13 protein-coding genes and 1 tRNA gene are annotated in these 12,870 nt (G+C 68.0%); 8 read left to right on the top strand and 6 right to left on the bottom strand.

The window, feature by feature from the left end; translation table 11 throughout:
* Positions 1 to 74 precede the first annotated feature (74 nt).
* The 5 genes from prfA (at position 75) to paeA (ending at position 5,225) form a co-directional block, all read left to right on the top strand.
* Positions 75 to 1,157 (top strand): peptide chain release factor 1, encoded by a 1,083-nt coding sequence (prfA, locus tag T336_RS0109050; RefSeq protein ID WP_026432298.1) that lies wholly within the window; start codon positions 75 to 77, stop codon positions 1,155 to 1,157.
* 13 nt (positions 1,158 to 1,170) lie between these two features.
* Positions 1,171 to 2,106, top strand: a complete 936-nt coding sequence (gene prmC / locus T336_RS0109045) for a peptide chain release factor N(5)-glutamine methyltransferase (RefSeq protein ID WP_026432297.1) — start codon at positions 1,171 to 1,173, stop codon at positions 2,104 to 2,106.
* A gap of 48 nt (positions 2,107 to 2,154) precedes the next feature.
* On the top strand, positions 2,155 to 2,487 hold the full coding sequence (grxD, locus tag T336_RS0109040; RefSeq protein ID WP_019702158.1) for a Grx4 family monothiol glutaredoxin: 333 nt from the start codon (positions 2,155 to 2,157) through the stop codon (positions 2,485 to 2,487).
* A 202-nt stretch (positions 2,488 to 2,689) separates the two neighbouring features.
* On the top strand, positions 2,690 to 3,700 hold the full coding sequence (locus T336_RS0109035) for an AAA family ATPase (RefSeq protein ID WP_026432296.1): 1,011 nt from the start codon (positions 2,690 to 2,692) through the stop codon (positions 3,698 to 3,700).
* A gap of 184 nt (positions 3,701 to 3,884) precedes the next feature.
* Positions 3,885 to 5,225, top strand: a complete 1,341-nt coding sequence (paeA, locus tag T336_RS0109030; RefSeq protein WP_035208165.1) for a polyamine export protein PaeA — start codon at positions 3,885 to 3,887, stop codon at positions 5,223 to 5,225.
* Positions 5,226 to 5,244: 19 nt separating this feature from the next.
* On the opposite strand, the gene T336_RS0109025 is transcribed toward paeA, so the two are convergent.
* Positions 5,245 to 5,925: a lytic transglycosylase domain-containing protein gene (locus tag T336_RS0109025; RefSeq protein WP_019702160.1), complete on the bottom strand. Its 681-nt coding sequence runs from the start codon at positions 5,923 to 5,925 to the stop codon at positions 5,245 to 5,247.
* A complete protein-coding gene (locus tag T336_RS0109020) occupies positions 5,922 to 7,667 on the bottom strand; it encodes a proline--tRNA ligase (RefSeq protein ID WP_026432294.1) in 1,746 nt (581 codons plus the stop codon). The genes T336_RS0109025 and T336_RS0109020 overlap by 4 nt, the downstream gene beginning before the upstream one ends.
* 92 nt (positions 7,668 to 7,759) lie before the next feature.
* Between T336_RS0109020 and T336_RS0109015 the strand changes: the two genes are divergently transcribed.
* Positions 7,760 to 8,440 (top strand): RNA pyrophosphohydrolase, encoded by a 681-nt coding sequence (locus T336_RS0109015; RefSeq protein ID WP_026432293.1) that lies wholly within the window; start codon positions 7,760 to 7,762, stop codon positions 8,438 to 8,440.
* Between the two features lie 62 nt (positions 8,441 to 8,502).
* On the opposite strand, the gene proB is transcribed toward T336_RS0109015, so the two are convergent.
* From proB to rplU, 4 genes are all read right to left on the bottom strand, one after another.
* Positions 8,503 to 9,642 carry a glutamate 5-kinase gene (gene proB, locus T336_RS0109010; RefSeq protein ID WP_026432292.1) on the bottom strand — a complete coding sequence of 380 codons (1,140 nt, stop codon included), beginning with the start codon at positions 9,640 to 9,642 and terminating at the stop codon, positions 8,503 to 8,505.
* 83 nt (positions 9,643 to 9,725) lie between these two features.
* Positions 9,726 to 10,799 carry an Obg family GTPase CgtA gene (gene cgtA, locus T336_RS0109005; RefSeq protein WP_019702164.1) on the bottom strand — a complete coding sequence of 358 codons (1,074 nt, stop codon included), beginning with the start codon at positions 10,797 to 10,799 and terminating at the stop codon, positions 9,726 to 9,728.
* A 125-nt stretch (positions 10,800 to 10,924) separates the two neighbouring features.
* A complete protein-coding gene (rpmA, locus tag T336_RS0109000; RefSeq protein ID WP_013595975.1) occupies positions 10,925 to 11,182 on the bottom strand; it encodes a 50S ribosomal protein L27 in 258 nt (85 codons plus the stop codon).
* Between the two features lie 12 nt (positions 11,183 to 11,194).
* Positions 11,195 to 11,506, bottom strand: a complete 312-nt coding sequence (gene rplU / locus T336_RS0108995; protein ID WP_011796717.1) for a 50S ribosomal protein L21 — start codon at positions 11,504 to 11,506, stop codon at positions 11,195 to 11,197.
* A gap of 185 nt (positions 11,507 to 11,691) precedes the next feature.
* On the opposite strand from rplU, the gene T336_RS0108990 reads away from it, so the two are divergent.
* Both T336_RS0108990 and T336_RS0108985 read left to right on the top strand, forming a co-directional pair.
* Entirely contained in the window at positions 11,692 to 12,672 is a 981-nt protein-coding gene (locus T336_RS0108990; RefSeq protein WP_026432291.1) for a polyprenyl synthetase family protein, read from the top strand.
* Positions 12,673 to 12,700: 28 nt separating this feature from the next.
* Positions 12,701 to 12,777 (top strand) — tRNA-Pro (locus T336_RS0108985).
* The last annotated feature ends 93 nt before the right edge of the window (positions 12,778 to 12,870 follow it).

Here is a 12,870-nt window from a genome sequence, read left to right as displayed (position 1 = left end):
GCCCCCCCGCATCCACGCCCCGGATGCCCAGGCTGCGAACCACCGCCGCAGCCGCCCTTCTCCCCCTTCCCAGAATGAAACCCTTCCTCAGAAGCCAGCTGGAGCGCTACGCCCAGCGCCTCGAAGAGCTCGACTTCCTGCTCTCGCGCGAGGACATCATGTCCGACATGGCCCAGTACCGCACCATCTCGCGCGAGCATGCCGAGGTGACGCAGATCGCGGGCCGCTATGCGCGCTACCGCCAGCGCGAGGCCGACCTCGGCGGCGCTCGCGAGATGCTTCATGATCCCGACATGGCCGACATGGCGCGCGAGGAGATCGCCGCCGCCGAGGCCGAGCTGGTGCAGCTGGAGGACGAACTGCAGCGCCTGCTGCTGCCCCGCGACCCCGACGAGGCGCGCAACGCCTTCCTGGAAATCCGCGCCGGCACGGGCGGCGACGAATCCGCTCTGTTCGCGGGCGACCTGGCCCGCATGTACACGCGCTACGCGGCCACGGCCGGCTGGAAGGTGGAGATCCTGAGCGCCAGCGACAACGAGATCGGCGGCTACAAGGAAGTCGTGCTGCGCGTGGAAGGCGACGGCGTCTATGGCGCGCTGCGCTTCGAATCCGGCGGCCACCGCGTGCAGCGCGTGCCCGCCACCGAGACCCAGGGCCGCATCCACACCAGCGCCTGCACCGTGGCCGTGATGCCCGAGCCCGACGAGCAGCAGGCGATCACGCTGAACCCGGCCGACCTGCGCATCGACACCTTCCGCGCCAGCGGCGCGGGCGGCCAGCACATCAACAAGACCGATTCCGCCGTGCGCGTGGTCCACTTGCCCACCGGCATCGTGGCCGAATGCCAGGACGGCCGCAGCCAGCACAGCAACAAAGCCAAGGCGCTGCAGGTGCTGCAGGCGCGCATCCAGGAAAAGGAGCGCAGCGAGCGCGCCGCCAAGGAGGCCGCGCTGCGCAAGGGCCTGATCGGCTCGGGCGACCGCTCCGACCGCATCCGCACCTACAACTTCCCCCAGGGCCGCCTCACCGACCACCGCATCAACCTCACGCTCTACAAGCTGCTGGCCATCATGGAAGGCGACCTGGGCGAGGTGCTGGAGGCCCTGCGCCACGCGCGCGAGGCCGAACTGCTGGCCGAACTGGAATCGGCGGCCTGATGCCCACCGCGCCATGAACCACGCCCCAGCGCCCCCGCCGGCGCCCTCCACGGTCGCCCAGGCCCTCGCGCGCGCGCAGGCACTCGGCCTCGCGCGCATCGATGCGCAGATGCTGCTGCTGCACATGCTGGGCCGCCCCGATGCCGGCCGCGCCTGGCTGCTCGCCCATGACAGGGACCGGCTGTCCGCCGCGGAGCAGGAGGGTTTCGATGCCCTCTGCGCGCGCCGGCAGGCCGGCGAGCCCGTGGCCTACCTCACGGGCCGCAAGGAGTTCTACGGCCTGCCTCTGCAGGTGGATGCGCGTGTGCTCGATCCGCGCCCCGACACCGAAACGCTGGTGGACTGGGCCCTGGAGGTCCTGCGGCCCCTGCCCGCGCCGCGCGTGGCGGACCTGGGCACGGGCAGCGGCGCCATCGCCCTGGCCCTGCGGCACGAACTGCCCGGCGCGCAGGTGGTGCTGGCCGTGGATGCCAGCGCGGACGCGCTCGTGGTGGCCCGGGCCAACGCGCAGCGGCTGCACCTGCCCGTGGACTTCGTCCGCACGAGCTGGCTGGACGGCATTTCCGGCCCCTTCGACGCGATCGTGTCCAACCCTCCCTACATCGAAGAAGACGACCCGCACCTGGCGGCCCTGATGCACGAGCCGCGCCAGGCCCTGGCGAGCGGGCCGGACGGGCTGGACGACATCCGCACCATCGTGGTGCAGTCCGCCGCCCACCTGGCCCCGGGCGGGTGGCTGCTGCTGGAGCACGGCTGGAACCAGGCACAGGCCGTGCAGGCATTGCTGCGCAGCGCGGGCTATGCCGAGGTGCAGAGCCGCGCCGACCTCGCCGGCCATGCGCGCTGCACGGGCGGACGCATGCCCGGCGCGCCTGCCACGGCCGCCCCCCTGGAAACCCCGGCGCATGCCTCCACATGGTGCAGGCCTCCCTCTTCGGGGCCGCAGTGAAATAATCCCCCATGGCCGCCCGACCGCGGCCCCTTACAGGAGCAACCCATGAGCGACAACACCCAGCAACGCATCGACGCCCTCGTCAAGTCCAACGACATCCTGCTGTTCATGAAGGGCAGCGCCAGCTTCCCGATGTGCGGTTTCTCGGGCCGCGCCATCCAGATCCTCAAGGCCTGCGGCGTGGACCCCAAGGCCGTGGCCACGGTGAACGTGCTGGAGGACCAGGAGATCCGCCAGGGCATCAAGGAATACAGCAACTGGCCCACCATCCCGCAGCTGTACGTGAAGGGCGAGTTCATCGGCGGCTCCGACATCATGATGGAGATGTACGAATCCGGCGAACTGCAGCAGGTGCTCGGCGGCCAGGCACCAGCCTGAGCGACGCCCGGCGGCCTCCCGGCCGCCCGCATCCAGCCGCCCCACGGGCGGCTTTTTCACGCCTGCGGATGGGCGCGGCCCATGGGGCGTGGCTGTCGGACAACTGCTACCGGTTGACGGGGTTTTTCCATCTTTGGGACCCGGCATGTTGTGTGCTTGAATGGTTGCGTGCCCTTTCACTCCAACGAACCAGGAGCGCGCCATGACGACGACACACAGCCTTGTCCCGCAATCGCCTTCGATGGGCCTGCCGGTGGCCCAATTGCGCAACGTGTTCCGGCCCGGCGATGTGGAGCGCAAGCTCGCCCGGCTCCAGGACGCCGGCAGCCAGCGTGAATACGAAACGCTGCGCGCCGTGTACGAGCGCATGCTCGAACGCGGTCCCGAACGCTTCCAGGTCAAGCCCTCGGGCGTGCCCGACATGGCGGGGCTCTACGGGCAGCTTCCGAATTTCACCGACGTGCTCGACGACGTGAAGCGCCACGTCGCCCTCGCGCAGGACAGCCGCGACGGCCTGGAGGTCACGCCCATGCTGCTCCTGGGCCCTCCCGGCATCGGCAAGACCCACTTCGCGCGCCAGCTGGCCGAGCTGCTGGGCACCGGCATGAACCTCGTGCCCATGAGCTCCATGACCGCCGGATGGCTGCTTTCGGGCTCGTCCTCGCAATGGAAGGGCGCGCGCCCCGGCAAGGTGTTCGAGGCCCTGGTGGACGGCGAATACGCCAATCCCGTCATCGTGGTGGACGAGATCGACAAGGCCGCTCCCGATGCGCAGTACGACCCGCTGGGCGCCCTCTACGGCCTGCTGGAGCACGACACGGCCCAGAGCTTCACCGACGAGTTCGCGGAAATCGCCATCGACGCCAGCCAGGTGATCTGGATCACCACCGCCAACGACGAGCGCGGCATCCCCGACCCCATCCTCAACCGCATGAACGTGTTCGAGGTCCAGGCGCCCTCGCCCGAGCAGGCCCGCACCATCGCGCGCAACCTCTACCAAAGCATCCGCGAGGGCCACGACTGGGGGCGGCTGATCGACCCCGAACCCCAGGCCGACGTGCTGGACATCCTGGCGCAGATGCCCCCCCGAGAGATGCGCCGGGCGCTCATGACGGGCTTCGGCAACGCGCGGCTGCAGCACCGCTCCACCGTCGAGGTGGCCGACCTGCCGCGCGGCGCGTCCGGCAAGCCGCGCATGGGCTTCGTGCAATAGCCGGCCATTCCTGCACGGCGCGCGGGCACGGCGGAGGGGCCGCCGTGCACCGCATGCCCCGCTGATCCGCCGCGCAAGCCGGCTGGACTGTTCCGCACGGCCGCGCCGGCACGGCCCGCGTACACTCGGAAAGCTGGCGCACGGCCTTTCACACGACACATCCATGGCGGCGCCCGCCCGTCCCATGACCCTGTCGCAAAGTTTCTTCCTCATCGGCCTCCTCATCGTGGCCAGCGCCTTCTTCTCCGTCGCCGAGATCTCCCTGGCTGCCTCGCGCCGGCTGCGCCTGCGCCAGCTCGCCGACGAGGGGGAGGCGCGCGCCGAGAGCGTCATGCGCATGCAGGAGCAGCCGGGCGACTACTTCACCGTGGTGCAGGTGGGCCAGAACGCCGTCGCCATCCTCGGCGGCATCGTGGGTGAAGGCGCGCTCAGTCCCCACTTCACCGCCCTGCTCCAGTTCTGGCTCAGCGACGCGCGTGCCGAGACCTTCGGCTTCCTGGCGTCGTTCCTGACCATCACGTCGCTCTTCATCCTGTTCGCCGACCTGTTCCCCAAGCGCCTGGGCATGGTCAATTCCGAGCGCCTCGCCGTGCTCGTCGCGCGGCCCATGGCGGTCCTCATGGCGGTGCTGCGGCCCGTCGTCTGGCTTTACAGCCGCGCCGCCGACCTGCTGTTCCGCGTGCTCGGCCTGTCGTCACTGCGCGACGACCGCATCACGTCCGACGACATCCTGGCCATGATGGAGGCCGGCACCCGCGCCGGCGTGCTGGCGGCCCGCGAGCAGCAGGTGATAGAGAACGTGTTCGAACTCGACTCCCGCCCCGTGAGCAGCGCCATGTCGCCGCGCGACCGGATCGCCTTCTTCCTGCGCGACGACCCGGACCAGCTCATCCGCGCGCGCATCGCGGCCGAGCCCTTCTCCACCTACCCCGTGTGCGAAGGGGACATCGACCACGTCGTCGGCTACGTCGATGCCAAGGACCTCTTCCAGCGCGTGCTGAACAACCAGCCCATCTCCCTGAAGGACGAAGGCCTCGTGCACAAGGTGCTCATCGTGCCCGACCGCCTTTCGCTGGCGGAGGTGCTGGACCAGTTCCGCCAGGTGCACGAGGACTTCGCCGTGATCGTCAACGAGTACAGCCTCGTCGTGGGTGTCGTCACCCTGAACGACGTGATGAGCACGGTGATGGGCGACCTGATCGGCCCGGACGACGAGGAGCAGATCGTCCGGCGCGACGAGAACTCCTGGCTGATCGACGGCGTGACGCCCGTGGGCGACGTGCTGCGGGCCCTGCACCTCGACGAACTGCCCCATGCCGGAGAATACGAGACCCTGGCGGGCTTCCTCATGGTGATGCTGCGCCGCGTGCCCCGCCGCACGGACAGCGTGAACTGGGGCGGCTACAAGTTCGAGGTGCTGGACGTGGACAGCTACCGCATCGACCAGATCATGGTCTCGCGCCTGCAGGAAGGTGGTGCACACCCGGCGGGCTCCGGGCCGGCAGCGCCGGCACCGGGCAGCTGAACGCGACGCATCGGCCCGCTCAGGCGGACCGGACGCGCTCCTCGAACAGCCAGTTGCGCTGCGCCGCGAACACCGCATCCGGGTACGGCGAACGCCCGCGGCTGCCGTTGTAGCGACCGAGCGTCATGAACAGGTCGCCCCGCTCGCGGTCCAGGTAGTGGCGCAGGATCACGCAGCCGAAGCGCAGGTTGGTCTGCATGTGGAACAGCTTGCTCGCATCGCCGTCGCCGATGACGCGTGTCCAGAACGGCATCACCTGCATGTAGCCGCGCGCGCCCACGCTCGAGACTGCGTACTTGCGGAATGCGCTCTCCACCTGCACGAGCCCGAGCACGAGCGAAACATCGAGGCCCGCGCGCTTGGACTCATACCACACGGTCTGCAGGAAGTCGCGGCGCACTTCCCAGTCGGGCTTGCGGCGCCGCAGGCGGTCGCTCATGGTGCCGAGCCAGCGCAGGTAGTGCAGCCGGGCTTCCGTGGTCGAGAAATTCGGCTCGGGCGGAGCCTGGTTGGCGATCGCGGACGTGAGCGCGGTGCGCACCGAATCCATGAGCGGCTCTTCCAGCTGCCCGCCCGCATGGGCGGTCGCAGGCACGCCGAGCCACCCGGCCAATCCTGAGGACGCACCGGCCAGCACGCACGCCCGCCGGGACAGGCCCCTGCCGGGCGACCCGCCCCTCACCCCACCACCCCAGTTCATACCTTGATTCGATCCTTGATGAAGGCAAAGATATCGGCCGACGCCACCTTGGTCGCCGCCGCGTCCCGGCGGTGCTGGTACTCGACCTGGCCTTCCTTGAGGCCCCGGTCGGACAGCACCACGCGGTGCGGCACGCCGATGAGCTCCCAGTCGGCGAACATCGCGCCCGGGCGCTCGCCGCGGTCGTCCAGGATCACGTCCACGCCGGCCGCGAGCAGGTCGGCATGCAGCTTCTCGGCCGCCGCGCGCACCTCGTCGCTGCGGTCCATGCCGATCGGGCACACCACCACCGTGAACGGCGCGATCGCGTCCGGCCAGATGATGCCACGCTCGTCGTGGTTCTGTTCGATGGCCGCCGCGGGCAGGCGGGTAATGCCGATGCCGTAGCAACCCATCTCGAAGAAGGCCGGCTTGCCGTCCTCGCCGAGGAAGGTCGCGTTCATCGCCTTGCTGTACTTGGTGCCCAGGTAGAACACGTGGCCCACCTCGATGCCGCGCTCGATCGCCAGCGTGCCCTTGCCGTCCGGGGACGGATCGCCCGCCACGACATTGCGCAGGTCGGCCACCACGTCCGGCTCGGGCAGGTCGCGGCCCCAGTTCACGCCGGTCATGTGGAAACCCACCTCGTTGGCGCCGCAGATCCAGTCAGCCATGACCGCCACCTCGCGGTCCACCACGAGCTTCACGGGCTGGCGCAGGTTCAGTGGGCCGAGGTAGCCCGGCTTGCAGCCGAAATGGTCCTCGATCTCGCCCACGGTGGCGAAGCGGAAGCCGACATCCAGGCCGGGCACCTTGCCGACCTTGATCTCGTTCATGTCGTGGTCGCCGCGCAGCAGCAACAGCCAGACCTGGCTGCGGACGATCTCGCCGGATTCGTTCGTTTCATCGGTGGCGAGCACCAGCGATTTCACGGTCGCCTGCAGCGGCACGCCGAGCAGTTGCGCGACGTCGGCGCAGGTGCTCTTGCCGGGCGTGGCGGTCTTGGCGAGCGCCTGCGAGGCCGCGGGGCGCGCGCCCTGCGGGGCCAGCGCCTCGGCCTTCTCCATGTTCGCCGCGTAGTCGCTCTGCGGGCAATAGACGATCGCATCCTCGCCCGTGGCGGCGATCACCTGGAACTCCTCGCTCAGGTCGCCGCCGATCGCGCCGCTGTCGGCGGCCACCGCGCGGTAGGTCAGGCCGAAGCGGTCGAAGATGCGGCGGTAGGCCTGCGCCATCACTTGGTAGCTGGCCTTGGCCGCTGCCTGGTCGCGGTCGAAGGAATAGGCGTCCTTCATGATGAACTCGCGGCCGCGCATCAGGCCGAAGCGCGGACGGCGCTCGTCGCGGAACTTCGTCTGGATCTGGTAGAGGTTCTTGGGCAGTTGCTTGTAGCTGCGCAGCTCCTGGCGCGCGATGTCAGTGACCACTTCCTCGCTGGTCGGCTGCACGACGAAGTCGCGGCCGTGGCGGTCCCGGATGCGCAGCAGCTCGGGCCCCATCTTGTCGAACCGGCCCGTCTCCTGCCAGAACTCCGCGGGCTGCACCACGGGCATCGTGACCTCGACGGCGCCGGCACGGTTCATTTCCTCGCGCACGATGGCTTCCACCTTCCGGATCACGCGCAGGCCCATGGGCATGTAGTTGTAGATGCCGGCGCCCAGCTTCTTGATGAGCCCGGCGCGCGTCATGAGCTTGTGGCTCACCACCTCGGCGTCCGCCGGGGCTTCCTTGAGGGTGGAAACGAAAAATTGGGAAGCTTTCATTGCACGAGGGAATTCACCATCCGGGCCGGTACGCTTGCCGCGCACCCATGCCCGTGCATAATGGATACAGTTTTAAAAATTGGGGTTAGATTATGCTCGACCGGGACGGTTTTCGGCCCAACGTCGGCATCATCCTGCTCAACCAGAGGAACCAGGTGTTCTGGGGCAAGCGGATCCGCACCCACAGCTGGCAGTTCCCGCAAGGTGGCATTGATCGAGGGGAGACTCCCGAGCAGGCCATGTTCCGTGAACTGCACGAGGAGGTGGGGCTGCAGCCGTGCCACGTCCGCGTGGTGGCCCGCACAAGGGACTGGTTGCGCTACGAGGTGCCAGACCGGTACATCCGCCGTGACGCACGCGGCCACTACAAGGGCCAGAAGCAGATCTGGTTCCTGCTCCAGCTCGTCGGCCACGACTGGGATCTGAACCTCCGGGCGACCAACCACCCCGAGTTCGATGCCTGGCGCTGGAACGACTACTGGGTTCCGCTGGATGTCGTCGTGGAGTTCAAGCGCGGTGTCTATGAAATGGCCCTGACCGAACTGGCACGCTTCCTGCCGCGCAACGACCAGCGCAACCGGTACCTGCGCAGCGGCATGCGCCAACGTGAAGGCGCTCCGGAGGTCGCGCTCGGCACCACGACGCAGCTGCGGACCACCTCCCTGCTGGTCCACCCGGGCATGGAGCTGCCGCCAGGCGCCAGCTTCGACCCCGATCCCCGGACGGGGGATGGCGATCCGGGCATGCCCGGCATCCAGAAGTCGGCCGGCTGACACGGCCGCACAAAAAAAGGGCGCTCCCTGGAGCGCCCTTTTGCCTTGGCGACGGGGGCGGTTCAGCCGCCGGACAGCACCAGGTTGTCCCGGTGCACCATTTCCGGTTCGGCGCTGTAGCCCAGCAGCCGCTCGAACTCCGAAGACGGCCTGCGGCACAGCAACCGCGCCTCGGCGCTGGCGTAGTTCGCGAGCCCGCGGGCGATTTCAGCGCCTGCCGGGTCGCGCACGGCGATCACGTCGCCCCGGGAGAACTCGCCCTCCACCGCGACCATGCCGATCGGCAGCAGGCTCTTTCCTTCCTGCCGCAGCTTGGCCGCCGCGCCCACGTCCACCGTCACGGCACCGCGCAGCTGGAGGTGGTCAGCCATCCACTGCTTGCGGGCCTGCTTCTTGGCGGTCTGCGCCACCAGCAGGGTGCCGATGGCCTCGCCCTGCGTGAGCCGCAGCAGCACGTCCGGCTCGCGCCCCCAGGCGATCACCGTGGAGGCCCCCGAGCCGGCCGCGCGCTTGGCCGCGATGATCTTGGTGATCATGCCCCCGCGGCCGATGCTGGTGCCCACGCCGCCCGCCATCGCTTCCAGGGAAGGATCGCCGGCAGCCGCCTCGTGCACGAACTGCGCATGCGGATCGCGCCGCGGGTCCGCCGTGTAGAGGCCCTTCTGGTCCGTCAGGATGACCAGCGCATCGGCCTCCACGAGGTTCGCGACCAGCGCCCCCAGGGTGTCGTTGTCGCCGAACTTGATCTCGTCGGTGACCACCGTGTCGTTCTCGTTGATGACGGGCACCACGCCGAGGCGCAACAGCGTGAGCAGCGTGGAGCGCGCGTTCAGGTAGCGCTCGCGGTCCGCGAGATCCGCATGGGTCAGCAGCACCTGGGCGCTGCCCAGGCCCTGTTCACGCAGCTTGGTCTCGTACATCTGCGCGAGCCCCATCTGGCCGACGGCGGCAGCGGCCTGCAGTTCATGGATTTCGCTCGGTCGCGTGGACCAGCCCAGCCGCTTCATGCCTTCGGCGATCGCACCGCTGGACACCATGATGACCTCGCGCCGCGGGCCGCCGGTTCCACCCACCAGCGCGGCCATCTGCCGGCTCCATTCGGTGATGGCCGTCTCGTCCAGTCCCCGGCCCTCGTTCGTCACCAGGCTGGAGCCCACCTTGATCACGATGCGGCGCGCATCTCGCAATATGCTCGAAACCATGTATCCCCGTCTTTTTTGTACCTAGCGCCAGCCGCCACGACGGCCCCCGCGCCGCCACCCACCGGGGATGGCGGCCCTGCCCGTCACTCCGAAGGCGCGTCGCCCGCGAAGCGCGGATCGACCACTTCCTGCACCTGCTCGGCCTGCTGCTGGGCGCGCACATGCTGGTAGATCGCCTGGATCAGGGGTTCGCAGCCCTCGCGGGTGAGTGCCGAAATCTCGAACACCGGCCCCTTCCAGCGGAAGCGCTTCACGAAATCCTTGACGCGCGCGGCGCGCTCGTCGCCCGGCACCATGTCGAGCTTGTTGAGCACCAGCCAGCGCGGCTTCTCGTAGAGTTCGGCGTCGTACTTGCGCAGTTCGCCGACGATCGCGGTGGCCTGCGCGACCGGGTCCACGCCCTCGTCGAACGGCGCCAGGTCCACCACGTGCAACAGCAGCCGGGTGCGCTGCAGGTGGCGCAGGAACTGGTGCCCCAGCCCGGCGCCTTCCGAGGCGCCTTCGATCAGCCCCGGGATGTCCGCGACCACGAAGCTCTGCTCCGGGCCGACCCGCACCACGCCCAGGTTGGGGTGCAGCGTGGTGAAGGGGTAGTCGGCGATCTTGGGCCGCGCGTTGGAAACGGCGGCGATGAAGGTGGATTTGCCCGCGTTGGGCATGCCCAGCAGGCCCACGTCGGCCAGCACCTTGAGCTCGAGCTTGAGGTTGCGGCGCTCGCCCGGCCAGCCGGGCGTCTTCTGGCGCGGGGCGCGGTTGATCGCGCTCTTGAACCGCATGTTGCCGAAACCGCCGTCGCCGCCCTTGGCGATGGTGATGGTCTCGCCGGGCTTGAGCAGCTCGAACAGCACCTCGCCGGTTTCCGCGTCGGAGATGATGGTGCCCACCGGCATCTTGAGGGTGATGTCGTCCCCTGCCGCGCCGAACATGTCGGAACCCATGCCGTGTTCGCCGCGCTTGGCCTCGTGCCGGCGGGAATAGCGGTAGTCCACGAGCGTGTTCAGGCTCGGATCGGCCACGGCGAACACATGCCCGCCGCGCCCGCCATCCCCTCCGTTGGGTCCGCCGAATTCCTTGTACTTCTCGTGCCGGAACGATACACAGCCGTTGCCGCCATCCCCTGCGGCCACGTCAATAAAGGCTTCGTCGACGAACTTCATGAAGAGAGTTTACAAAAACGGGGATTCCGCCCCGGCCGGGAGCCCTCGCGCGCCGAGGCGCAGAAGCTCAAAACGACGAAGCCCCGACAGGTCGGGGCTTCACTGCATGGTCAGGACGGAACCGCTCAGGCGGGCGTCACGTTGACCGTGTGCTTGGACATCGCACCCTTGGTGCCGAACGACACGTGGCCGTCCACCAGGGCGAACAGCGTGTGGTCCTTGCCCACGCCGACGTTCGTGCCGGGGTGGAACTTGGTGCCGCGCTGGCGCACGATGATGGAGCCGGCGCTGATCAGCTCACCGCCGAATGCCTTCACGCCGAGCATTTTGGGCTTGGAATCGCGCCCGTTTCGCGTAGAGCCGCCGCCTTTTTTCTGTGCCATGGTGTCTGCTCCTTAAGCGGCGATCGCCCCGATTTGCAGTTCGGTGAACTGCTGGCGATGGCCTTGGCGTTTCTGGTAGTGCTTGCGACGGCGCATCTTGAAGATGCGGACCTTGTCGTGCTTGCCGTGGGCCACGACCGTGGCCGTGACCGTTGCGCCGGACACCAGGGGCGTGCCGACCTTGAGTTCAGCGCCGTTGCCGACTGCCAGAACCTGGTCGATCACGATTTCCTGGCCTACGTCCGCAGCAATCTGTTCTACTTTGATTTTTTCGCCGGAAGCAACGCGATACTGCTTGCCGCCGGTTTTTATGACCGCGTACATGTAAACCTCTTGAGAAGTGATGATTCCGCAAAAACGTTTTTACGGAACCACGCACTATAGCATGCGTCGCCCTTCTTGTACATGGGCATTGCGCGGGGCCCAGGCTGCAGGCGCCCGTCGGCGTCCTCCGTGCACCGCATGGCCGTTCCTATAATGCTTCTTTCACCTCGCAGACCGCCCTCGCCTTGTCCGCCCAGCCCCATACCTCGGCCATCCTTGCACTGATTGCAGAAGACATGCATGAGGTGGACAAGGTCATCGGCCTCCGACTGCAGTCCTCCGTCCCCCTCATCGGCGAGATTGCCCGCTACATCATCTCCGCCGGCGGCAAGCGGCTGCGCCCGGCGCTGCTGCTGCTGATGTCCGGCGCGCTCGGCTACCAGGGGGCCCAGCGGTTCAACCTGGCGGCGGTGATCGAATTCATCCATACTGCCACGCTGCTGCACGACGACGTGGTGGACGAATCCACGATGCGGCGCGGACGCCCCACCGCCAACGAGAATTTCGGCAATCCCGCGAGCGTGCTGGTCGGCGACTTCCTGCACTCGCGGGCCTTCCAGATGATGGTGGACGCGGACGACATGCGCGTCATGCAGATCCTGTCGGAGGCGACCAACATCATCGCGGAGGGCGAAGTCCAGCAGCTCATGAACACCCATGACGCGACGCTCGACGAACAGGGCTACCTGGAAGTCATCCGCTCCAAGACCGCCAAACTGTTCGAGGCCAGCGCGCGCCTCGCGGCCGTGCTGGCCCGCGCGCCCGCGGGGACCGAAGAGGCCTGCGCCGAATACGGCAAGGCCCTGGGCACGGCCTTCCAGGTGATCGACGACGTGCTGGACTACGACGGCAACAGCGCCGAAATGGGCAAGAACCTCGGCGACGACCTGCGCGAAGGCAAGGTCACCCTGCCCCTGATCATCGCGATGCAGCGCGGGGACGCGGCCCAGCGCCAGCTGATCGAGACGGCCATCCAGCAGGGATCGCTCGACGAACTGCCCGCCATCCTGGCGATCGTGAAGCAGACCGGCGCCCTGGAGGCCACGCGCGCCGCCGCCGCCGCCCAGGCCCAGGAAGCCATTCGCGCACTATCCGCACTTCCTTCCAATAAGTACACCGAAGGTTTGCTACAATTGGCGTCTCAGCTATTAGACAGGCGCGTTTGAACAGACGCTGCAGGTCTTCAAACACATACGGGGTGTAGCTTAGCCTGGTAGAGCGCTACGTTCGGGACGTAGAGGCCGGAGGTTCGAATCCTCTCACCCCGACCAGATTCCTTGGTGCATTGGCAGCAAGAACCAACGAAAGCCGCGGTAACGCGGCTTTGTCGTTTCTGGAGGACACCGCGCCGGCACGCCAGTGAC

The sequence above is a fragment of the Paracidovorax oryzae ATCC 19882 genome, from assembly GCF_000687165.1.
GTDB lineage: Bacteria > Pseudomonadota > Gammaproteobacteria > Burkholderiales > Burkholderiaceae_C > Paracidovorax > Paracidovorax oryzae.
This window is presented reverse-complemented; position numbering and strand designations above follow the sequence as displayed.

Coding starts and splice junctions, on each gene's coding strand:
- prfA (WP_026432298.1), top strand. CDS start 75: ATGAAACCCTTCCTCAGAAGCCAGCTGGAGCGCTACGCCCAGCGCCTC.
- prmC (WP_026432297.1), top strand. CDS start 1,171: ATGAACCACGCCCCAGCGCCCCCGCCGGCGCCCTCCACGGTCGCCCAG.
- grxD (WP_019702158.1), top strand. CDS start 2,155: ATGAGCGACAACACCCAGCAACGCATCGACGCCCTCGTCAAGTCCAAC.
- T336_RS0109035 (WP_026432296.1), top strand. CDS start 2,690: ATGACGACGACACACAGCCTTGTCCCGCAATCGCCTTCGATGGGCCTG.
- paeA (WP_035208165.1), top strand. CDS start 3,885: ATGACCCTGTCGCAAAGTTTCTTCCTCATCGGCCTCCTCATCGTGGCC.
- T336_RS0109025 (WP_019702160.1), bottom strand. CDS start 5,925: ATGAACTGGGGTGGTGGGGTGAGGGGCGGGTCGCCCGGCAGGGGCCTG.
- T336_RS0109020 (WP_026432294.1), bottom strand. CDS start 7,667: ATGAAAGCTTCCCAATTTTTCGTTTCCACCCTCAAGGAAGCCCCGGCG.
- T336_RS0109015 (WP_026432293.1), top strand. CDS start 7,760: ATGCTCGACCGGGACGGTTTTCGGCCCAACGTCGGCATCATCCTGCTC.
- proB (WP_026432292.1), bottom strand. CDS start 9,642: ATGGTTTCGAGCATATTGCGAGATGCGCGCCGCATCGTGATCAAGGTG.
- cgtA (WP_019702164.1), bottom strand. CDS start 10,799: ATGAAGTTCGTCGACGAAGCCTTTATTGACGTGGCCGCAGGGGATGGC.
- rpmA (WP_013595975.1), bottom strand. CDS start 11,182: ATGGCACAGAAAAAAGGCGGCGGCTCTACGCGAAACGGGCGCGATTCC.
- rplU (WP_011796717.1), bottom strand. CDS start 11,506: ATGTACGCGGTCATAAAAACCGGCGGCAAGCAGTATCGCGTTGCTTCC.